Source organism: Pseudarthrobacter sp. NPDC092202, assembly GCF_044755505.1.
GTDB lineage: Bacteria > Actinomycetota > Actinomycetes > Actinomycetales > Micrococcaceae > Arthrobacter.
This window is the reverse complement of the sequence record NZ_JBIVRG010000002.1, coordinates 377687-398133: the sequence shown is the minus strand read 5'-3', so window position 1 is coordinate 398133 and position 20447 is coordinate 377687. Positions and strand designations below refer to the sequence as shown.

Below are 20447 nucleotides of genomic sequence, written 5' to 3'. Positions count from 1 at the left end.
CTGCATATCTGGACAAAAACTCCAGAGGGAGAGTGCTGGCTATTCGAGGCCGCGGCGCTTCAGCAGCGGTTCCAGCCTTGCCTCGCGGCCACGGAGGATGCGGAATGATTCCAGGGGGTCGCGGCTGTTTCCCCGGGAGAGGAGCTCCTGGCGGAAACGGTCGCCGTTTGCCCGCGTGAGTCCGCCGTTCTCGGTGAACCAGTCCACCGTCTCCGCATCCAAAACCTCGCTCCAGATGTAGGAGTAGTAGCCGGCGGCATACCCCGCACCGGCAAAGACATGCTGGAAATAGCCGGTTCGGTAGCGCGGCGGAATCAGGGCATGGGCGATGCCGGCGGCGGCCAGGGCCTTGTCTTCAAACGCAACGGCATCCTCGGGGATGTCGCTGCCGTCAAGGACGTGCCAGGCCAGGTCCAGCAGTGCCGCGCCCAGGTATTCGGTGGTGGCAAATCCTTCACCCCACAGCCGGGACGCCTCCAGTTTCGAAACCACCTCCTGCGGAAGCGGCTCGCCCGTTTCATGGTGGCGGGCGTAGTTCTGCAGCACGTCGGGCCACATGATCCACATTTCGTTGACCTGTGAGGGATATTCCACAAAGTCGCGGGGGACGGAAGTGCCGGAAAACCGGGGATAGGTCACGTTGGAAAACAGCCCGTGCAGGGCGTGGCCAAACTCGTGGAAGGTGGTCCGCAGCTCGTCCAGCGTCAGGAGCGTCGGTTCACCCGCGGGCGGCTTGGAGATGTTCAGGTTGTTGATGACCACCGGTTTTGTTCCCAGCAGCGCCGACTGTTCCACCAGGGAGTTCATCCAGGCCCCGCCCCGCTTGGATTCACGGGTGTAGTAGTCGCCCAGGAACAGTCCCAGGCCGTCCCCGTCGCGGACCTCCCAGACGCGGACATCGGGGTGGTACCCGGCAAGGTCCTTCCGCTCGTGGAAGGTGACGCCGAAGAGGGAAGTGGCGGCGAAGAAGACGCCGTCTTCCAGCACACGGTCCAGCTCGAAATAGGGGCGGAGTGCCTGTTCATCAACGTCGTAGCGTTCGCGCCGGACCTTCGCGGAGTAGAAGGCCCAGTCCCAGGCCTCCAGCGGGTGGCCCGCGGCCTCGGCCAGGGCAGCGGCTTCGGTGTCGGCGTTCCGCACGGCTGCCGGCGCCATGCGGTTCAGCATGGACTGGACCGACCCGAAATCCGGGGCCGTCTGCCGGTCCACCACCAGTTCTGCGTAGTTGGCGAAGCCCAAAAGCGCTGCTTTTTCGGCGCGAAGCCGGGCCATTGACGTGGCCAAATCCAGCACGTCGAGGCTTCCGCCCCCGCTGCCCCGGGCCGCAGACGCTTCGAACAGCCGACGGCGGACCCCCCGGTTCTCGAGGGCGGACAGGGCAGGCTGATTGGTCGGCTGGATCAGTGTCAGCAGGAATTTGCCGTCATGTCCTGCGGCGCGGGCGGCCTCCGCGGCGGCGGCAATGTCATCGGCCGGCAGTCCCGCCAGCTCGCCTGCGTGGTCCAGAAGCAGCGCAGCGGACTTCATTCCTTCTTTCACGCGCTGTCCGAACTCGGTGCCCAAGCGCGAGAGCTCGGCGTTAACCTCCTTGAGCCTTTCCCGGGCAGGCCCGTCCAGCTGGATGCCCGACTGCCGGAATTCCTTTAGATACTCCTCGACAAGCCGCACGGACTCAGCATCGCAGCCGGAGGTGTCGATGGCGGCAAAGCGTTCGAACAATGCCCGGTTGAGGAAGACCTCGTCCTGGTGTGCGGAGAACAGCGGAGCCAGCGCCGTTTCCAGATCCCGGATCTCCTGGGATGCATCGGCCGAAACGAGGGTGAAGAAGGACGCAGCCGCGCGGTCCAGGAGCCTGCCGGAGCGTTCCATCGCCACGGCCGTGTTCTCGAAAGTGGCAGGGGCCGCGTCATCAACAATGGCCTGGATCTCAGCCAGGTGCTCTGCGAGGCCTGACCGGACGGCGTCCTCATAATCGGCGGGTGTGATCTCCGCGAAGGGCGGAAGTCCATAGGGCAGGGGACTGGGTGCCAAAAGGGGGTTGGTCATGAAGTAAAACCTTTCACAGCGGGCCACGCTTCTCAATGTGAGCCACGCCGCTCCCTAGAATGCTCTTATGGGGACTCTAACCGGCAGGGGGCCGGTGCATTTTCGCCGCGTCATCCCTGCCCTTGCGCTGGCTGCCGCACTGTCTACAGCTGGAGCGCTCGGCGGCTGCGGGCTGGTCGCGGAACAGGCCGGGCCCTCGTCACGGGCAGGAGGGACCGGTTTGGCAAACACCGGTCCCGGCAGCCCCGGCACCAGCGGCCCGAACACCAGCAGCCCGGGCACCAGCAGCACTGCGGCTTCCCCTCCAACCCCGACGCCAACTCCCACGCCCGGCGAGGGTCCGGCCTGCCCGGTGCTCCGGTGCACGTCCGTGCTGGTCACCGGCGACATGCTGGTCCACGCACAGCTGTGGCAGCAGGCGCAGCAGGACGCGGCGGCGTCGGGCAGGTCCGGACTGGATTTCGTGCCGCTGCTGGACGGGCAGCGGCGGTACCTCGAAAACAGTGACCTGGCCATTTGCCACCTGGAAACGCCGGTGGCCGGCCCGGAAGGCCCGTTCGCAGCCTATCCGTCGTTCAATGTTCCGCCGCAAATCATTGCAGCATCAAAAGAAGTGGGGTACCAGGCCTGCACAACGGCAAGCAACCACACCATCGACCGTGGAACGGACGGGCTGCTGCGCACCCTGGACCAGCTGGACGCTGCCGGCCTGAAACACACGGGTTCGTACCGGACTGAAAAGGAGTCGCAAGGGATCCTCATCATGCAGACTCCGGCCGCGAAGGTGGCTATCATCCAGGCCACCTACGGACTCAACGGACTTCTTCCCGAGCATCCCTGGCAAGTGGACATGCTGGATGCGCCAACCATGATCGCCAAAGCGGAGAAGGCCAGGGCGCTGGGGGCGGACATCGTGCTGGCGGCCATCCACGCCGGAGACGAATACGCCAGCGAACCGAACGCCCGGCAGCGGGAAGTGGCGCACGCCCTGGTGGACAGCGGCCAGTTCAACCTGGTCTACGGACACCACACGCATTCCGTGCTCCCCATTGAGAGCTACAAGGGCACGTGGATCGTTTACGGCCTGGGCAACGGCATCACGGAGCTTTCGCCCTGGTATGTGGTCAACAACGAGGGCCTCCTGGTGCGGGTGCAGTTCGGCCAGGACGCCTCCGGAAGATGGACTGCCACAGACCTTGCCTGGGCTCCCTCTGTCATCGTCCGCGATCCCTACCGCTGGTGTTCGGTGGCCACCGATGCGCCGCAGGGACCCTGTGCCGGGCAGGAAGCCGACGCCGCCACACGGAACAGGACAGCAGGCGTCGTGGAAGCAATGGGCGCAGCGGCAGCCGGGGCGCACGAACTTGTGATCACCCGCGACCCCTGACCTTCCGGTGCGGGCCCCTGCCCGCAGGAACGTGCCAGGACGGGAACCTGGTCGCGGGCCTGGTCAGCGGGGGCGGCGTGCGGCGTGTTCCCGTGCCAATACCGCGTAGCTGTCGTCCGGATGGCCCGGAACAAAGCTGCCGTACTGGCGCTCCGCCGCCGTCCGGATCAGGAAGTCCGCGATGGCCGGGTTCTTGGGCAGGAGGGAGCCGTGCAGGTAACTGGCCACGATGTTCCGGTACCGGGCACCCTCGTGGCCGTCACTGCTGTTGTTGCCCATGCCCTTCGGGGTGGAGCCCAAAGGCCGCACGCCGCTGCCCAGTGTTGTCTGGCCGCTGTGGTTCTCGTAGCCAAGCACCTCCCCGAACTCAGGCGTGGCAACCTTGACGTTGCCGATCAGCCTCTCCTCGGTGCCGTGCGTCTCAACATCCAGGATGCCGATCCCCGGGATCACAGCGCCGGTGCGGGTCTTGAAGAAGTGTCCGAAAAGCTGGTAAAGCCCACAGATGACAAGCATGGGCGCACCGTCCTCCGCCAGGTCCTTCAGCACACCGGAGCGGGCCTGCAGGTCGTCCTGGATGACCAGTTGGCCGCTGTCCTGGCCGCCGCCGCCCACAATGATGTCCACGTCCTCCGGGAACGGATCCCCCACGTTGTACTCAAGCAGTTCCGGGGTGTAACCGTGCCAGCTGATGCGCTGCTGGAGCACCAGGGCGTTGCCCCAGTCGCCGTAGATGTTCATGTCCCGCGGGTAGAGCTGCACCACCCGGAGGGTCCCCTTGCTCCCGGAGTTTTCCTGTGCGGGACCAGCTCCTGCCTGGCTCAAGAGACAACCTCCACGGTAGTGATTTTGGACAGTTCACGGCGGATGGCCAGCATCGCCGTGTAGGTGCAGAAGATGCGCTTTGGCTTTCCGTGGGCTTCCCTGATGAAGGCCGCGAGTGCCGGGGTGATGTCCGGTTCGACGTTGCCGATGCGGACGTCGTCGTATTGCAGCCGCAGTGCCATGTCGTAGGCCCGTGACCCGGTGAGCTGGTCAACCCCGCCCTCGCGCAGCGACTCGAATTCCACGTCCCACAGCCAGGACATGTCCCTGCCGTCGGCGTAGTTGTCATTGATGGCGATCATGGTGGCGTAGCCGCCCGCGGGGAACGACTTCAGGCCCAGGCGGAAGCCGCTGGGATTCTTGACCAGGACCAGGTCCAGGGGGTGGCCGTCAACGGTGAGGCTTTCCCCGCGACCGAAGGCCGGAGCCACCCGGGACAGTGCCTCAAGCAGGGCGTCGTGGTTGGCGGTGGCGGCGCCGCTGCCGCAGATGCTGCGCGCAAGCGTCAGTGCGGCGGCGGCGTTGAAGATGTTGTAGACACCCCGAAGCTTCATGCCCGTGGTGACCGTGGCGCCGTCGTACTCGAACTCAGCGGTGTCCGCGCCGACCTTGCGAAGGACGACGTCGGCTGCCGGCTTCTCCGGCAGGCCCGCCGGAGCGGGACTTCCCGGAGCAGCCCGCATGTCGTCGTCGTTGGGGAAGGTGCTCAGGAGCGAGTCGTCCAGGCCAAAGTACTTGACGTCCTGCCCGGTGAGGGTGTCCGCGATCCGGGCCACCCGGGGGTCTTCCCGGTTCAGGACCACCGTTCCGGTGGTCTTCGCTGCGATGTGCTGGAGGAGTTGGGCTGTCTTGTCGATCTCGCCGAACCGGTCCAGCTGGTCGCGCAGGACGTTAAGGAGGAGGCAGTAGCGCGGCGGGACGCTGTTGACGAAGTGCACGGCATGCGCTTCGTCCAGCTCCAGGACAGCGACGTCGGCGTCCAGCCGGCCGCGCCAGTCAACCTCGCCGAGCAGGGCCGCAGCGACGCCGCGGGTGAAATTGCTGCCAGTGCGGTTGGTGAAGACCCTCAGGCCCTGGCTTTCCAGCAGTTCCACCACCATTTTGGTGGTGGTGGTCTTGCCGTTGGTGCCGCTGACCACCGCCACCCCATGGGGGAGGGTGGTGAGTGTCCGCCGCATAAAGCCGGGGTCGATTTTTTCGACCACCAGCCCGGGCAGGGCGGACCCGCCGCCCCTAAGCCGGGACACCCGGCGGACCAGTTTGCCGAGCGGAACACTGAAGTAGAGCATGTTTTGAATATATCCCAGCAAAGGCATGCAACCGCCGTTGACGCCCTCCCTGCCGGTCCCTGTATAGGCCCACCCGTATGCTGGATGGATGACAAATTCCCTTTCGGCTGCTTCTGCGCGCGCGGGATCCGGCCTTCGGATCGGTGTGCTGGCGCTCCAGGGTGACTTCCGTGAGCACCTGCGGGCCATCGAGGACACAGGCGCCGAGGCCGTCGGCGTCCGCCGGCCCAAGGAACTGGACGGCCTGGACGGGCTGATCATTCCCGGCGGCGAGTCCACCGCCATCGACAAACTTGCACGCGCCTTTGACCTTGCCGAACCGCTGCGGGAGCGCATCTCCCTAGGCCTCCCCGTGTATGGCTCATGTGCAGGGATGATCCTGCTTGCCACCGACATTGCAGATCCCGCCACGGACCTGTCCGGGGCTCCGCAGCAGACATTCGGTGGACTGGACATCACCGTGCGCCGCAACGCTTTCGGCCGGCAGCGCGAGTCCTTTGAAACGGACCTTGACTTCAAGGGCTTGGACTTCAGCGCCACGGCGTCCGGTGTTGCGCCGGTCCACGCTGTCTTCATCCGCGGGCCCTGGGTGGAACGTGTTGGTCCCGGCGTCGAAATCCTCGCCCAGGTTGAGCCCGCCGACCCGGAGCACGCGTCCCACGCCGTACCGCTGCCGGGGACGGCTAGAATTGTTGCAGTGCGTTCCGGCCACCTGCTGGCCACCTCCTTCCACCCGGAAGTGACTGGGGAGAAACGCGTACACGAACTTTTTATCCGCATGATCAGAGGAGAAGCGTAAAGCATGTCAGGCCACTCCAAATGGGCAACGACCAAGCACAAGAAGGCCATCCTCGACAGCCGCCGCGCCAAGTCGTTTGCCAAGCTGATCAAGAACATTGAAGTTGCCGCGCGTATGGGCGGCCCGGACCTCCAGGGCAACCCCGGCCTGGAACTCGCCGTGACCAAGGCCAAGAAGACCTCGGTGCCGGCAGACAACATCGACCGTGCCATCAAGCGCGGAGCCGGGCTTACCGGCGAAGTGGTGGACTACACCGAGATCATGTACGAATGCCGCGGCCCGCAGGGTTCTGCACTGCTCATCGAGTGCCTGACGGACAATAAGAACCGCGCGGCCTCGGAGGTCCGGCTCGCCATCTCCCGCAACGGCGGCACCATCGCCGATCCCGGTTCGGTCAGCTACCTCTTCAGCCGCAAGGGCGTGGTGACCCTGCCCAAGAAGGACCTGACCGAGGACGACGTCCTGATGGCCGTCCTGGACGCCGGGGCCGAGGAAGTCAAGGACAACGGCGACACCTTCGAGATCCACTCGGACCCCAAGGACCTCCAGGCCGTCCGCGACGCCCTGAAGGACGCCGGCATCGAGTACGACACCGACGAGGCGGAATTCGTTCCGTCCATGGAAGTGCCGCTGGACCTGGACGCCGCAAAGAAGTTCATGAAGCTCGTTGACGCCCTGGAGGACCTCGACGACGTCCAGAACGTCTACAGCAACGCCGACCTCAGCGACGACGTCCAGGCCGCCCTGGACTCTGAGTGAGGTTCCGCCTGCACGTGGGGCGTTCCTGCCAGTGACGCTCCGCGTCCTGGGGGTGGATCCAGGCCTGACGCGCTGCGGGATAGGCGTCGTGGACGTTGAGCGGAACAGGCAGGCCACCATGGTTGCCTATGGCGTGGTGGAAACGTCGCCTGAGGACAGCCTGGACCAGAGGCTGCTGGTGATCGCCCTCGCCATCGACGAGTGGCTTGACCGCCACGAACCCCACGTCCTCGCCGTCGAACGGGTCTTTTCCCAGCTCAACGTAAGTACCGTGATGGGCGTGGCCCAGGCATCGGGCGTGGTGATCGCGGCGGCGGCCCGGCGGGGGATCCCGGTGGCGCTGCATACGCCGTCGGAAGTCAAGGCGGCCGTCACCGGCAGCGGTACCTCGAACAAGGATGCGGTGACCAAGCTCGTCACCAAGATCCTGCGCCTTGACGCACCGCCGAGGCCTGCGGACGCCGCCGACGCCCTTGCGCTCGCTATCACCCACGCCTGGCGGGCGGGCAGCGGCGCCGCCGTTGCTACTACCGGCCCGGGCAGTTCGTCCCTGACCCCGGCCCAGCGGGCCTGGGCCGAGGCCGAGGCGAAGGCGCGCCGCGCACGCTGAATGTCCTGGCTGCTTGCTAGGGTATTCGTAGATATGTTCGGATAGCCGGTCCTGCTCCCTGGAGCCCGGCAAAGACACCAGGAGCCAGGCCTTGATCAGTTTCCTTCGCGGAACGGTAGCGCATGTGGGACTTTCCACCGCTGTCATTGACCTCAACGGGGCGGGCATGAGCGTGAACGCCACCCCGCAGACCCTGAGCAGGCTGCGCACCGGCGAGGAAGGCCAGCTGTTCACCTCCCTGATTGTCCGGGAGGATTCGCTGACGCTCTTTGGTTTTGCGTCCGACGACGAGCGTGAGGTTTTCGACGTGCTGCTCAGTGTGAGCGGGGTTGGGCCGCGCCTGGCCCTGGCAGTCCTTGCGGTCCACGAACCGGAGGCGATCCGGGTGGCCGCGCACACGGGGGACAGCAAGACGTTCACCAAGGTTCCCGGCATCGGCCCCAAAGTCGCTGGGCGGATTGTGCTGGAGCTGGCCGGGAAGCTGGTTCCGCACGGCACGGCTGGTGCGGCCGCGGCGTCCACCCCGGCCGAAGCCGCCTGGAAGCCTCAGGTGGTGGCCGCCATGACCAGCCTGGGCTGGTCGGAAAAGGACGCCTCCTCAAGCATCGACAAGGCGCTGGCTGACGATCCCGAGGTTTCGTTCCGCGGCAACGTGCCGGAGATCCTGCGGACCACGCTCCGGTGGCTTGGACAGGACGGTGCACGGGCCGGCAACCGCGTAGGCAGCCGTGGCTGAACCGTCCCTGGTGGCCGCGGGGGAGGAGCCCGAGGAGCGTGCCATCGAGGCCGCGCTCCGGCCCAAGAACCTGGACGACTTCGTGGGCCAGCACCGGGTAAGGAAACAGCTGTCCCTGGTTCTTCAGGCATCCCGGATGCGCGGGCGCAGCGCGGACCACGTGCTCTTCTCGGGCCCGCCGGGACTGGGCAAGACAACCCTTGCCATGATCGTTGCGTCCGAAATGAGTGCGCCCCTGCGGATCAGCAGCGGCCCTGCCATTCAGCACGCAGGGGACCTTGCCGCGATTCTTTCCTCGCTTTCCGAGGGCGAAGTCCTGTTCCTGGACGAGATCCACCGGATGTCCAGGCCGGCCGAAGAGATGCTGTACATGGCCATGGAGGATTTCCGGGTGGACATCGTGGTGGGCAAGGGGGCCGGCGCCACGGCAATTCCCCTCGAACTGCCGCCTTTCACCCTGGTGGGCGCCACCACCCGGGCGGGCCTGCTCCCGGGACCCCTGCGGGACAGGTTCGGCTTCACCGGCCACCTGGAGTTCTACTCCGTGCCGGAGCTTGAACTCGTTCTGCGGCGCTCTGCCGGCCTGCTGGACCTCAAGGTCAACTCGGCGGGATTTTCCGAGATCGCGGGGCGCTCCCGCGGCACCCCCCGTATTGCCAACCGGCTGCTGCGCCGTGTCCGGGACTGGGCTTTGGTCCATGGAATTGACCAGATCGACGCCAGGGCGGCGTCGGCGGCGCTGGACATGTATGAGGTGGACAAGAAGGGACTGGACCGGCTCGACCGTGCCGTCCTCGAAGCCCTCATTACCAAGTTCGGCGGCGGGCCGGTGGGGCTCTCCACGCTGGCCATCGCAGTCGGTGAAGAGACCGAAACCGTGGAAACCGTGGCTGAGCCGTTCCTGGTCCGGGAGGGCCTCCTGGGCCGCACCCAGCGTGGCCGCATTGCCATGGCTCCGGCCTGGACCCACCTGGGTTATGCCATTCCGTCAGGTGTCTTTGCCCAGGAGCAGCTGGACCTCTTCGAGCCTGCCGAAGACGACGCCTAAGCCCTGGCTGACGGGCCCCGGAATCCAATAGCAGGCTCCGTTCAGCTTTTCCCTTTAGACTGGTATGACGCTCGGCACGTTCGGGTCTTTGTTCCCGCGGGCAGCATTACCGGCAGCCCGCGAATGGATGGCAAGCAGCTTCGCCAGGCCACTCGTTCAAAGCGGACGGCGCTGTTAACCGGCTCAATGCAAGTACAGCTCAATGCACGTACAGAATGGATCTTCCCCGTGTTCGGACACATCACTGCCCAGACCACCACTACCCAGCCCGGCGGCGGCATCGACATCATGTCGATCCTGCTGTTCGTGATGCTCGGCATCTTCATCTTCATGATGTTCCGCCGCAACAAGAAGACCCAGCAGCAGCAGGCAACGCTTCAGTCACAGTTCGCCCCCGGCGTGGAAGTCATGACCAGCTTTGGCCTGTTCGGCCGCATCGTTGAGATCGACGACGAGGAAAACAAGGTCACGCTGGAGCTTTCCCCCGGCAACCTTGCTACCGTGCACCGCCAGGCAGTCACCAAGATCGTAGAGCCGGCAGCGGTTCCGGCGGCTGACGCCCCGGCTGTCCCGGACGATGCGTCGTCTCTGACGGCGCAGGAGACCGGCAGCTCCATAACGCCGCTCGAAACCCCGGATGAAACCCTGAAGCGCCTCAATGACGAGGGCAAGAAGGACAACTAGTCCCCGCTGCATCCACAACACCTCTACCGCTGCGGACCGCCGCCGGTGCAAGCACAAGCAGGCACCGGCGGTTCCTCCGTGAATAAGAGAAAGATCGACAATGGCACGAACTGGCCCCAAGAAACCAGGCCTCAGGGTCCTGGTCTGGCTCGGTGTACTCCTCGCCACCCTCACCGCCGTCCTGGCTGGCGGAACCCTTGCCGGGCAGGCAAGCTGGGCGCCCAAGCTGGCGCTGGACCTCGAAGGCGGCACCCAGATGATCCTGGCGCCCAAGGTCGAAGGCGGTTCGGACATCAACGAGGAACAGCTCAACCAGGCCGTGGCGATCATCCGCCAGCGCGTTGACGGTTCAGGTGTTGCAGAAGCAGAGATCAGCACCCAGTCAGGGCGCAATGTGGTGGTCAGCCTTCCCGGCACCCCCTCCAGCCAGACGCGCGACCTGATCCAGGCCTCCGCCGACATGAACTTCCGGCCCGTGCTGCTCGCCGGTGCCGGTGCGCCAGTGCCGGAGGAGCAGCGGGCGCCGGAGGACCAGCTGCCCAAGCCGACGGCGGAACCCGCCAACAGCAGCGACATCAACTGGATCACCCCGGAGATCTACCGCGAGTTCGAAACCCTTGACTGCGACAACCCGGCGCAGGACGAGCGGGAACGGTCCGACCCGGCCAAGCCGCTGGTGACCTGTGAGCCGGCTTCCGAGACGAACCCTGCGATCAAGTACATCCTGGGTCCCGTGGAAGTTAAGGGAAGCAACATCGTTACGTCCTCCTTCCAGCTCCAGCAGGGTGCGCAGGGTGCCGTCACCAACGACTGGGCAGTGAACATCCAGTTCGACGACGAAGGCACGGCCAGGTTCAAAGAGGTCACCGAACGCCTGAACCAGTTCTACGTTGCCGCCGGCGGCGATGCGGGCAACGATCCGAAGGCCCAGTTCGCCATTGTGCTGGATGACCAGGTCATCTCCGCTCCGCGGTCCCTCGCCGTCATCACCGACGGCCGCCCGCAGATCACCGGCGGGTTCACCGAGCAGAGCGCCAAGGCCCTGTCGGACCAGCTCCGCTTCGGTGCACTGCCCATCAGCTTCGAGATCCAGAGCGAGCAGCAGATTTCGGCAACCCTCGGCGGTGAGCAGCTGCGCATGGGCCTCCTGGCGGGCATCATCGGCCTGCTCCTCGTGGTGGTCTACTCCCTGTTCCAGTACCGGGCGCTTGGCTTGGTGACCATCGCTTCACTGGTGGTCGCCGGCGTCCTGACGTATCTCGCAATCGCCATCCTGGGCTGGACCGAGAACTACCGGCTGTCCCTGGCCGGAGTCGCGGGCCTCATCGTGGCAATCGGACAGACGGCGGACTCCTTCATCGTCTACTTCGAACGCATCCGGGACGAGCTCCGTGAAGGCCGCGGCCTGGTCTCCGCCGTCGAGAACGGCTGGAAGCGGGCCAAGCGGACGGTGCTGGCCTCCAAGGCCGTTAACCTGCTGGCTGCACTGGTCCTCTACTTCGTGGCTGTGGGCAACGTCCGGGGCTTCGCCTTCACCCTTGGCCTGACGGCCATTGCAGACCTCATTGTGGTGTTCATGTTCACCCACCCGACGCTGCAGATGCTGGCGCGCACCAGGTTCTTCGGCGAAGGGCACCGGCTGTCCGGCCTTGATCCGAAACGGCTGGGAGCCGTGCCGCTGTACCGCGGCGCCGGCCGTGTCCGCACCCCTGCAGACAAGCCTGCCGCTGTCCGTACCAAGAACGCCGGCGCGGCTGCCGAAGCGGAACGCAGGATGACCATCGCCGAACGCCGCCTGGCGGAGAAGCAGGAGCAGCTCGCGGGCTCCTCGAAGTCCTCAGCGAAGGAGAACAAGTAATGTCAGGCTTCGCCAACTTCGGCAACGAGCTCTACACCGGAAAGCGGTCCTACAACTTTGTAGGTGCCAAGAAACTCTGGTTCATCATCGCGGCCGTGGCCGTTGTCCTGTCCATCATCATTCCGCTGGCCAAGGGCGGCTTCAACCTCGGCATCGAGTTCCGTGGCGGGTCCGAATTCACGGTCTCCAACGTGCAGACCACCGATGCGGCGCTGGGGGAGAAGGCCGTTACTGACGTGGTCCAGGGCAGTGTGCCGCGCGTTGCGAACGTCGCCGGCACCACCATGCGGATCCAGACGGACAAGCTGACGGACGATGAGACGCTCCGCATCAAGGAGGGGCTCACCAGCGCCTACGGCGTCACTGACAACGAGGTGACCTCCACTTTCGTTGGACCGACCTGGGGTGCGGATGTCACCAAGCAGGCCCTGATCGGCCTTGTGGTGTTCGTCCTCCTCGCGGCAGTGCTGATGGCGCTGTACTTCCGCACGTGGAAGATGTCACTGTCGGCCATCGCGGGCATGGCGGTGACCATGTTCATTACCGCCGGCGTCTACGCCCTCAGCGACTTCGAGGTCACTCCGTCCGCGATCATCGGGTTCCTCACCGTGCTCAGCTACTCCCTGTACGACACGGTGGTTGTCTTCGACAAGATCCGCGAGAACACCGCCGACCTCGATGCGTCCACCCGCCGCACGTTCGCCGAGGAGGTCAACCTTGCCGTGAACCAGACCCTCGTCCGGTCGATCAACACCATGATGGTTGCGATCCTTCCCGTGGGCGCCATTCTGTTTATCGGTGCCGGGCTGCTGGGTGCCGGGACGCTGCGCGACCTTTCGCTGGCACTGTTCGTCGGAATCCTGATCGGCACGGCAGCCACCATTTTCGTGGCGGCCCCACTGTATGCCTGGCTGCGCCAGAACGAACCCGACCTCGCCAGGCAGGCGAAGCGGGTTGAGCACCGGCGTGCCGGTACCGGGCCAGGCTCCGGATCCTCAGTAGTAGAAACAGTCCAGGCGTAAGTCAGACGCCACGGGCCGGCCACAGCCAGAATCCTGGCGGTGACCGGCCCGTCCGTGTTTAGGGTGCTGGTTATAAATCTCACCGCTGCGGGGAATAGACTGAAGTAATTAAACGGTGGTGAGGGGTACTTCATTGGAAGAGCGTTCGGCGTCAGCGCCAGCGGCACAAGGAGACAAGAGTGCTGCCAACGGTACGCAGGCCGGGGTGGCCTCGTCCGCGCGCCCTGGCCCGCTGGTTCCGGTCGACAACTCCGGCTCCCGCGCCACCTTTCCCGGCCGCCGGGAACGCACCCGCTCCAGGCTGGCCCGGCTGACGGGGCGCAGCACGGCCACGTATTCACCCATCCTTGAGCCCCTGCTGAGGACAGTCCGGGCCAACAACCCCAAAGAGGACTTCGACCTCATCCAGCGGGCCTTCGATGTTGCGGAACAAAGCCACCGCGGTCAAAAGCGCAAGAGCGGCGACCCCTACATCACGCATCCCGTGGCCGTGGCCACCATCCTGGCTGAACTTGGGTTGAGCGGAACCACTCTGGCAGCGGCCCTGCTCCACGACACAGTGGAGGACACGCCCTACACCCTCGCTGACCTGAAACGGGATTTCGGGCCCGAAGTGGCCATGCTCGTGGACGGTGTGACCAAGCTGGACAAGGTCAGCTTCGGTGAGGCCGCGCAGTCCGAGACCGTCCGCAAAATGGTTGTTGCCATGGCAAAGGACATCCGTGTCCTGATGATCAAACTGGCGGACCGGCTGCACAACGCCCGGACCTGGCGGTTCGTCTCCGCAGAATCCTCTGCCCGAAAGGCCCGCGAAACGCTGGAGATCTTTGCCCCCCTGGCGCACCGGCTGGGCATGAACACCATCAAGTGGGAGCTGGAGGACCTCTCCTTCGCCGCGCTGTACCCGAAGGTCTATGAAGAGATCGTCCGGATGGTGGGAGACAGGACCCCCGAGCGGGAGAAGAGCCTGAGCGTCATCCGCGACCAGATCACCGAAGACCTCCGTACCGCCAAAATCAAGGCGACCATCACCGGCCGCCCCAAGCACTACTACTCCATCTACCAGAAGATGATTGTCCGCGATAAGGACTTTGACGACATCAACGACCTCATGGGTGTCCGTGTCCTGGTGGACTCCGTCCGGGACTGCTACGCAGCCCTCGGCGCCATGCACTCGCGCTGGAACCCCCTGCCCGGCAGGTTCAAGGACTACATCGCGATGCCGAAGTTCAATATGTACCAGTCACTGCACACCACGGTGATCGGACCCGGCGGGAAGCCGGTGGAAATCCAGATCCGTACCCATGAGATGCACCGCCGTGCTGAATACGGCGTGGCTGCGCACTGGAAGTACAAGGACCAGCCCAACCGGACCGCGGTTGGCCCCGGAAGCCCCCGGGACGGGGACATGGGCTGGCTGCGTTCGCTGGTGGACTGGCAGCAGGAAACCTCGGATCCGGGCGAATTCCTGGACTCCCTCCGCTTCGAAATCAATGCACGGGAAGTTTTTGTCTTCACCCCCAAGGGCGAAGTCATGGCACTGCCCGCCGGGTCCACACCCGTGGACTTTGCGTACGCAGTGCACACCGAGGTGGGGCACCGGACCATCGGTGCCCGGGTCAACGGAAAACTGGTTCCGCTTAACAGCGAACTGAACCACGGGGACTGGGTGGAGATCTTCACCTCCAAGGCCGAAGGTGCGGGGCCCAGCCAGGACTGGCAGCACTTCGTCAAGAGCGCCCGGGCACGGAACAAGATCCGCCAGTGGTTCAGCAAGGAACGCCGGGAAGAGGCAATCGACCGCGGCAAGGAACTGTTGACCCGCGCAATGCGGAAGCAGAACCTTCCGCTGCAGCGGCTGATGACCCACGAGGCCCTCGCCGCAGTGGCAGAGGATTTCAAGTACGTTGACATTTCGGGCCTCTACGCCGGGGTGGGCGACGGGCACACCTCCGCCCAGTCGGTCATGGAAAAACTGGTGGAAAGCCTCGGCGGCAATGAGAGCGCCGACGACGACATCACCGAAGTCAGTATTCCCACCCAGGTCACCAAGGCACGCTTCTCCGACTCGGGCGTGGTGGTCCGCGGCGTCGGTGACGTCTGGGTCAAGCTGGCCCGCTGCTGCACGCCTGTCCCGCCTGACCCGATCCTTGGATTCGTCACCAGGGGCTCGGGAGTCTCGGTGCACAGGACTGACTGCACCAACATCTCGGACTTGAAAGACCAACCCGACCGCATTGTGGACGTGGACTGGGCACCTACGCAATCCAGCGTCTTCCTGGTCGAGATCCAAGTGGAAGCGCTGGACCGCAAGTCATTGCTGTCTGACGTGACCCGGGTCCTGTCCGAGAACCACGTGAACATCCTGGCGGCCAGCGTGCATACCTCCACGGACCGGGTGGCAATCTCAAAGTTTGCCTTCGAGATGGGCGACCCCAAGTACCTGAGCCACGTCCTCAGCGCTGTGCGCAGGATCGACGGCGTGTTCGACGTTTACCGGACCACCGGCAACAAGCGCCGGAGCTAGCGCGGCGAGCTTTTCCAGGGCGGCGCGCTTGTGGGGCACGCGGGGCGTAGCTTCTATGGCCAGGACCAGCAGGCGCAGGCGGACGTCCTTTTGCGGGCGCGCCAGCAAGCCCTCCAGTGCGGGGATAGCCCTGCCTGATTCCACGTGCAGGGCAATGTCCAGGGCAGTCCGCAGCGGGCTGGAGACCATCAGGCCGCCGAGGCTGACCACGTCAAAGGGTCCAAGCTTCACCTCGTGCAGGGTGCAGCCCCTGGTGTTCCGGAGGCTTGAGACCCTCCGTTTGGCATCCACCAACAGGGCAAGTCTGTCCGGTTCCGCCGCACAGCCGTAGATCCAGGCTGCTGTCATGCGGCCGGCAACCACCCTTTGCCTGACCGGCAACGGTACCGCCCCGGCCGCTGCCCGTGCACGCAGTTGCGGGGACGCGGCCACCCCGGGCAGCGTGTACCCACGGTGGTACAGCCGGTCCAGGAGCCCGTCCGCGGCAAGGGTTTGCAGTTCCGGCATGGCGAAGGGCATGTCCGGGACGTAGAGCTCAGGGAAGCGTGGTGCTGCCGCTTCTGCTGCAGGGGGTTGGTCATTGCCTGCGGAAGCCGATGGAGTCGCCATTCGTCCATCCTGCCGCGCAGGCCCTTAACAGGGACAGGCCCGGTCCGGTTATGTGGATAACCGAGCCGGGCCTGCCGCAGACGCCGGCCTGCGAAGCAGGCGGACGAGCCAGAGCGTGGTGGCTTAGGAAAGTTCGCTGGCCGAGCGCTGGATCTGGTCGAGCCAGGCCTGCCGCGCCTCGAGGGCTTCCTGGGCGGCCTTGATCTTGCGCTGGTCGCCGGTCTTCTCTGCCTTGGCAAGATCGTCCTGAAGGCCTGCGATCGCGGATTCCAGCTGGGACAGGGCGCTGTTGGTGCGCGCCTTCCGCTCCGGGTTGGAGCGCTGCCACTGCTCTTCCTCAGCGTTGCGGACGGCATCTTCAACCTTGCGGAGCCCGGCCTCGATACGGCCCATGTCGCCGCGCGGGACCTTGCCTGCTTCTTCCCAACGGTCACGGATGGACTGCAGTGCCTTCTTGGCTGCCGCCAGGTCCTTGATTGGAAGGATGGCGTTGGCCTCCACCAGGAGTGCCTCCTTGACGGTGAGGTTCGCCGAGTATTCCTGGTCGATCTCGTCGTTGGCAGCCTGGCGGTTGGTGAAGAACACATCCTGGGCCGCACGGAACCGTGCCCAGAGTGCGTCGTCGTCCTTGCGGCTGGCGCGGGGTGATGCTTTCCACTGGTCCATCAGCCTGCGGTACTCGCCGGCGGCAAAACCCCAGTCCGTAGAGGTAGACAATGCTTCGGCCTCGGCGATCAGCTTTTCCTTGGCGGACTTCGCCGCGGAGTTATTGCTGTCCAGCTGCGAGAAGTAGGCGCGGCGGTGGCGGTCGAATACAGTCCGCGCAGCCCGGAACCTCTTCCACAGGGCGTCTTCGTTGCTGCGGCCCAGGCGCACGCCGCTCTTCTGGGCTGCTTTCCAGCCCTCGAAGAGTTCGTTCATGCGGGCACTGGAGGTCTTCCACTGGGTCTGTGCGGGGTCCTGGCCGGAGATCTGCTCAGCTTCGGCAACAATTGCCTCACGGGCTGCAAGTTCAGAGGCGCGGACGGCCTCGTGCTCGGCCTTTTCGGCCTTCTCCAGCTCACTGATCTGCTCGGCCAGCTTGTCCAGTCTCGCCTCGGCCGCACGGAGGTCGCCCACCATGTTCCGTTCCGCCAGCTGTTCGCGGAGGTGGGTGACGGTCTTCTGCATGTCCGTGCTGGGTGCCTTGGAGCTGACGCGCTGTTCGAGCAGCACAATCTGGGCTACGACGTCGTCATACTTGCGCGCAAAGTAGGCAAGGGCTTCGTCGTCGCTGACGCCCGGGTACTGCCCGACGGCATGCTCGCTGCCGTCTATGGTCAGGAATACGTGGCCGTCGCCTTCAACCCGGCCCCACTTCGAGGCCTCGGCCAAAGAGGTGGCAGGCGCTGCCGGAACAGCAGCCGCAGCGGGGGCGGCAGCGGCAGGCTTGGGGCGGGAAGCGAACGCGGCCGGGGACGGTGCCGCCGCCCGGGGGGAGGGTGAGGGGGCCGGTGCAGTTGCCGGTGCGGGGGCAGGCACGGAATTATCATCCGCGGGAGTGCCATCAGCAGGAGTGTCATCGGCGGGAGCGGAGGGGCCAGCCTCGCTTTCAGCAGGTTCTGCTGCCGCAGCCACGGCTTCAGGAGCTTCCACTGCCGTGGTACCGGATGCCTCAGTGCCTGCGCCGTCGGCCGCGGGGGCCGCCGTTTCGGTCAGGTCTGTTGCCGTTTCGTCGGATTTCTGACTGTCTGTCACCGCTAAAAGTCTTTCGCTTGGAGGGAAATACTCACGTACTGCACCGCGGCCATAGCGGCCGGGCTTCCTACTTCAGAGAAAACGAGTCTATCGTGACTGGTTCGACGGGCGCGCCGTCCGTGTCGCTGCTGCCCGGCGTGATGCCGGCGGCGGCCAGGTTGGACACCGCGTCCAGCCCCGATGTCACCTTCCCCACCACGGTGTAGCCGCCGGCGCTGTCCGCGGGGATGACCGTGTCTTTGTAGACAATGAAGAACTGGGTGCCGTTTCCGAACGCGTTGTTGCCGGTCCGGGCCACTGCGATGGTTCCGGCCGGATAGGCATTGTCCTCCGGCGTGTTCTCCAGCGGACCCCAGGTGTAGTCCGGGTCGCCCTGCCCGTCGCCGGTGGGGGAGCCGCACTGCAGGACGCCGAAGGTCTCGCCTGTGGTGAGGCGGTGGCAGGTCTTGCCGCTGAAGTAGCCCTCATCGCTGAGCGACTTGAACACCGCTGTTGCCTGGGGAGCGTCCGTTCCGTTCAGCTCCACGCCGAGGGCGCTGCCGTTCAGCACGAGCTCGCCGGTAAAGGTCTGCCCCGCGGCGGTATCCGCGGCAGGGATGTTGGGGCCGTTGGTTGCTTGCGCGGACGGGCTGGCGGACGGCTCCGCAGACGCGGACGGGCTGCTCAGCCCGGCTTCTGCGGCGGCGAACTCTTCCTCGGTGGGGTTGCCGGCAAAAGCAGTGAGTTGGAGGACGACGGCGAAAACAACGGCGGCCGCTCCGGCACCGGCGGCGATGAGGTTGTCGCGCTTGCGCCTGCTTTCCTGGTCCCGTCGCATGGCCCGCTTGGCTTCCATCTGCTGGATGCGCCGTCTCGTTTCGCGGGCACTGCGTGAACTGGCCGCCAAGGGTCCTCCTCATAGTCGGGCTGCAGCACGCGCGGCTGTGCACCGCGTGTGCTGGCGTGGGGCGGCCGGGCCTGCCGGTCCGCCGCATTAGAGAAGCCGGCGGGAGACGACATAAACTGACTGCCGCACATAGTTTATGCATGACTGGCCGGGGTGCCGCCGCCGTAAGCCCGTTTCGGGCCAATTGCCGCGCCCCTCCCTGCCGCCCTTTACCAAGAGGAGAAACTCCACCATGGCACGCACCGCCTCCCTGTCCGGATTCCCCGAGTGGCTTCCCGAGGAGCGGCTGGTGGAGCTCCATGTGCTGGATACCCTGCGCCGGGTGTTCGAGCTGCACGGGTTCTCCTCCATTGAAACCCGGGCCGTGGAAACGGTTGGCCAGCTGCTGCGCAAGGGGGAGATCGACAAGGAGGTGTACGCGCTGAGCCGCCTCCAGGAGGACGAAGGTGAGGCAAAAGGCAAAGGCGATGCGCACGCACTTGCCCTGCACTTCGACCTCACTGTCCCGTTCGCCCGCTACGTCGTCGAAAACGCCGGCTACCTGGCGTTCCCCTTCCGGCGCTACCAGATCCAGAAGGTATGGCGCGGCGAACGCCCGCAGGAAGGCCGCGCCCGCGAGTTCACCCAGGCGGACATCGACGTGGTGGGAGACGGCGAGCTGCCGTTCCGCTACGACGTCGAGATTGCCCTGGTGATCGCTGAGGCGCTGAGCGCCCTCCCCATCCCGGACTTCCGCCTGCGCATCAACAACAGGAAGCTCGCCGAGGGCTTCTACCGCGGTCTTGGCCTGGATGACACGGCGGGTGTGCTGCGGAGCATCGACAAACTCGAAAAGATCGGCCCGGCGAAGGTCGCGGAACTGTTGAAGTCGGAACTGGGCGCCACCGATGACCAGGCGCAGAAGGCCCTGCAGCTGGCCGGAATCCGCACCGAGAACACCTCGTTCGTGACCCAGGTCCGCGCGCTGGGTGTCACCAATGATCTGCTGGAGGAGGGACTCAGCGAGCTTGAACAGGTCATTGAGGCGGCCGTCCAGCGGGCACCGGGCAAGGTGGTGGCGGACCTCAGCATCGCCCGCGGCCTGGACTATTACACCGGGACAGTGGTGGAAACCGTGCTGGTGGGGCATGAACAGCTGGGCTCCATCTGCTCCGGCGGCCGGTATGATGCGCTGGCCTCGAAGGGGAACCGGAAGTTCCCGGGCGTCGGACTTTCCATCGGCGTCACCCGGCTGGTGTCCCGCATCCTCAGCCAGGACCTGGCCAGGGCCTCACGTTCGGTTCCCACTGCCGTGCTGGTGGCCCTCACGCACGATGACAGCTGGGACGCTGCGCAGGACGTGGCCGCCCAGTTGCGCAGCCGCGGAATTCCCACCGAAGTGGCCGCGAAGGCCGAAAAGTTCGGCAAGCAGATCAAGTTCGCCGACCGCCGCGGCATCCCGTTCGTCTGGTTCACGGACGACGACGGCACGCACCAGGTCAAGGACCTCCGCACCGGCGAACAGGTAGTCGCAGCACCGGAAACCTGGATGCCGCCGGCCGAAGACCTGGCAGTGCAGGTGTCTACGGCTGCAGAGCCGGCACCAGCAGCCGTTTAGCCGCACCGCACCCCTGGCGCCCTGCGCC

Annotated in this window: 17 protein-coding genes; 11 read left to right on the top strand and 6 right to left on the bottom strand. The window is 65.4% G+C overall.

Going from position 1 to position 20447, the window contains the following annotated elements; genetic code table 11:
• Nucleotides 1-39: 39 nt before the first annotated feature.
• Nucleotides 40-2046 carry a M3 family metallopeptidase gene (locus tag ACIQF4_RS05220; protein WP_400516108.1) on the bottom strand — a complete coding sequence of 669 codons (2007 nt, stop codon included), beginning with the start codon at nt 2044-2046 and terminating at the stop codon, nt 40-42.
• 67 nt (nt 2047-2113) lie between these two features.
• Between ACIQF4_RS05220 and ACIQF4_RS05215 the strand changes: the two genes are divergently transcribed.
• A complete protein-coding gene (locus ACIQF4_RS05215) occupies nt 2114-3433 on the top strand; it encodes a CapA family protein (RefSeq protein WP_400516109.1) in 1320 nt (439 codons plus the stop codon).
• 63 nt (nt 3434-3496) lie between these two features.
• Here the strand turns inward: ACIQF4_RS05215 and ACIQF4_RS05210 are convergent, their stop codons facing one another.
• Both ACIQF4_RS05210 and ACIQF4_RS05205 read right to left on the bottom strand, forming a co-directional pair.
• The gene (locus ACIQF4_RS05210; RefSeq protein ID WP_400516110.1) at nt 3497-4258 is read right to left on the bottom strand and encodes a type 1 glutamine amidotransferase; all 762 of its coding nucleotides are present in this window, start codon (nt 4256-4258) and stop codon (nt 3497-3499) included.
• The gene (locus tag ACIQF4_RS05205) at nt 4255-5547 is read right to left on the bottom strand and encodes a MurT ligase domain-containing protein (RefSeq protein WP_400516111.1); all 1293 of its coding nucleotides are present in this window, start codon (nt 5545-5547) and stop codon (nt 4255-4257) included. Before ACIQF4_RS05205 ends, ACIQF4_RS05210 begins: the two co-directional genes overlap by 4 nt.
• A gap of 88 nt (nt 5548-5635) precedes the next feature.
• On the opposite strand from ACIQF4_RS05205, the gene pdxT reads away from it, so the two are divergent.
• From pdxT to ACIQF4_RS05160, 9 genes are all read left to right on the top strand, one after another.
• Nucleotides 5636-6346: a pyridoxal 5'-phosphate synthase glutaminase subunit PdxT gene (pdxT, locus tag ACIQF4_RS05200; RefSeq protein WP_400516112.1), complete on the top strand. Its 711-nt coding sequence runs from the start codon at nt 5636-5638 to the stop codon at nt 6344-6346.
• Between the two features lie 3 nt (nt 6347-6349).
• On the top strand, nt 6350-7105 hold the full coding sequence (locus ACIQF4_RS05195) for a YebC/PmpR family DNA-binding transcriptional regulator (protein ID WP_231456866.1): 756 nt from the start codon (nt 6350-6352) through the stop codon (nt 7103-7105).
• A 31-nt stretch (nt 7106-7136) separates the two neighbouring features.
• Nucleotides 7137-7715: a crossover junction endodeoxyribonuclease RuvC gene (gene ruvC, locus ACIQF4_RS05190; protein ID WP_400516113.1), complete on the top strand. Its 579-nt coding sequence runs from the start codon at nt 7137-7139 to the stop codon at nt 7713-7715.
• Nucleotides 7716-7806: 91 nt separating this feature from the next.
• On the top strand, nt 7807-8451 hold the full coding sequence (gene ruvA, locus ACIQF4_RS05185; RefSeq protein WP_400516114.1) for a Holliday junction branch migration protein RuvA: 645 nt from the start codon (nt 7807-7809) through the stop codon (nt 8449-8451).
• Complete coding sequence (gene ruvB, locus ACIQF4_RS05180) at nt 8444-9499, top strand: Holliday junction branch migration DNA helicase RuvB (protein WP_400516115.1); 1056 nt, start codon at nt 8444-8446, stop codon at nt 9497-9499. Before ruvA ends, ruvB begins: the two co-directional genes overlap by 8 nt.
• Before the next feature lie 288 nt (nt 9500-9787).
• A complete protein-coding gene (gene yajC, locus ACIQF4_RS05175) occupies nt 9788-10183 on the top strand; it encodes a preprotein translocase subunit YajC (protein WP_400516200.1) in 396 nt (131 codons plus the stop codon).
• Nucleotides 10184-10283: 100 nt separating this feature from the next.
• Nucleotides 10284-12041 carry a protein translocase subunit SecD gene (gene secD, locus ACIQF4_RS05170; protein WP_400516116.1) on the top strand — a complete coding sequence of 586 codons (1758 nt, stop codon included), beginning with the start codon at nt 10284-10286 and terminating at the stop codon, nt 12039-12041.
• Nucleotides 12041-13063, top strand: a complete 1023-nt coding sequence (gene secF, locus ACIQF4_RS05165) for a protein translocase subunit SecF (RefSeq protein ID WP_400516117.1) — start codon at nt 12041-12043, stop codon at nt 13061-13063. Before secD ends, secF begins: the two co-directional genes overlap by 1 nt.
• Nucleotides 13064-13196: 133 nt before the next feature.
• Nucleotides 13197-15590, top strand: coding sequence for a RelA/SpoT family protein (locus ACIQF4_RS05160; protein WP_400516118.1), 2394 nt, complete (start codon nt 13197-13199; stop codon nt 15588-15590).
• Here ACIQF4_RS05160 and ACIQF4_RS05155 read toward each other — a convergent pair.
• The 3 genes from ACIQF4_RS05155 to ACIQF4_RS05145 form a co-directional block, all read right to left on the bottom strand.
• Nucleotides 15471-16199, bottom strand: a complete 729-nt coding sequence (locus ACIQF4_RS05155) for a hypothetical protein (protein ID WP_400516119.1) — start codon at nt 16197-16199, stop codon at nt 15471-15473. The two genes, ACIQF4_RS05160 and ACIQF4_RS05155, sit on opposite strands and share 120 nt — an antisense overlap.
• Before the next feature lie 123 nt (nt 16200-16322).
• The gene (locus ACIQF4_RS05150) at nt 16323-17936 is read right to left on the bottom strand and encodes a DUF349 domain-containing protein (protein ID WP_350003127.1); all 1614 of its coding nucleotides are present in this window, start codon (nt 17934-17936) and stop codon (nt 16323-16325) included.
• Between the two features lie 67 nt (nt 17937-18003).
• On the bottom strand, nt 18004-18822 hold the full coding sequence (locus ACIQF4_RS05145) for a peptidylprolyl isomerase (RefSeq protein ID WP_400516120.1): 819 nt from the start codon (nt 18820-18822) through the stop codon (nt 18004-18006).
• A gap of 232 nt (nt 18823-19054) precedes the next feature.
• Here ACIQF4_RS05145 and hisS point away from each other — a divergent pair, with 232 nt between their 5' ends.
• A complete protein-coding gene (hisS, locus tag ACIQF4_RS05140; RefSeq protein ID WP_400516121.1) occupies nt 19055-20419 on the top strand; it encodes a histidine--tRNA ligase in 1365 nt (454 codons plus the stop codon).
• Nucleotides 20420-20447 lie beyond the last annotated feature (28 nt).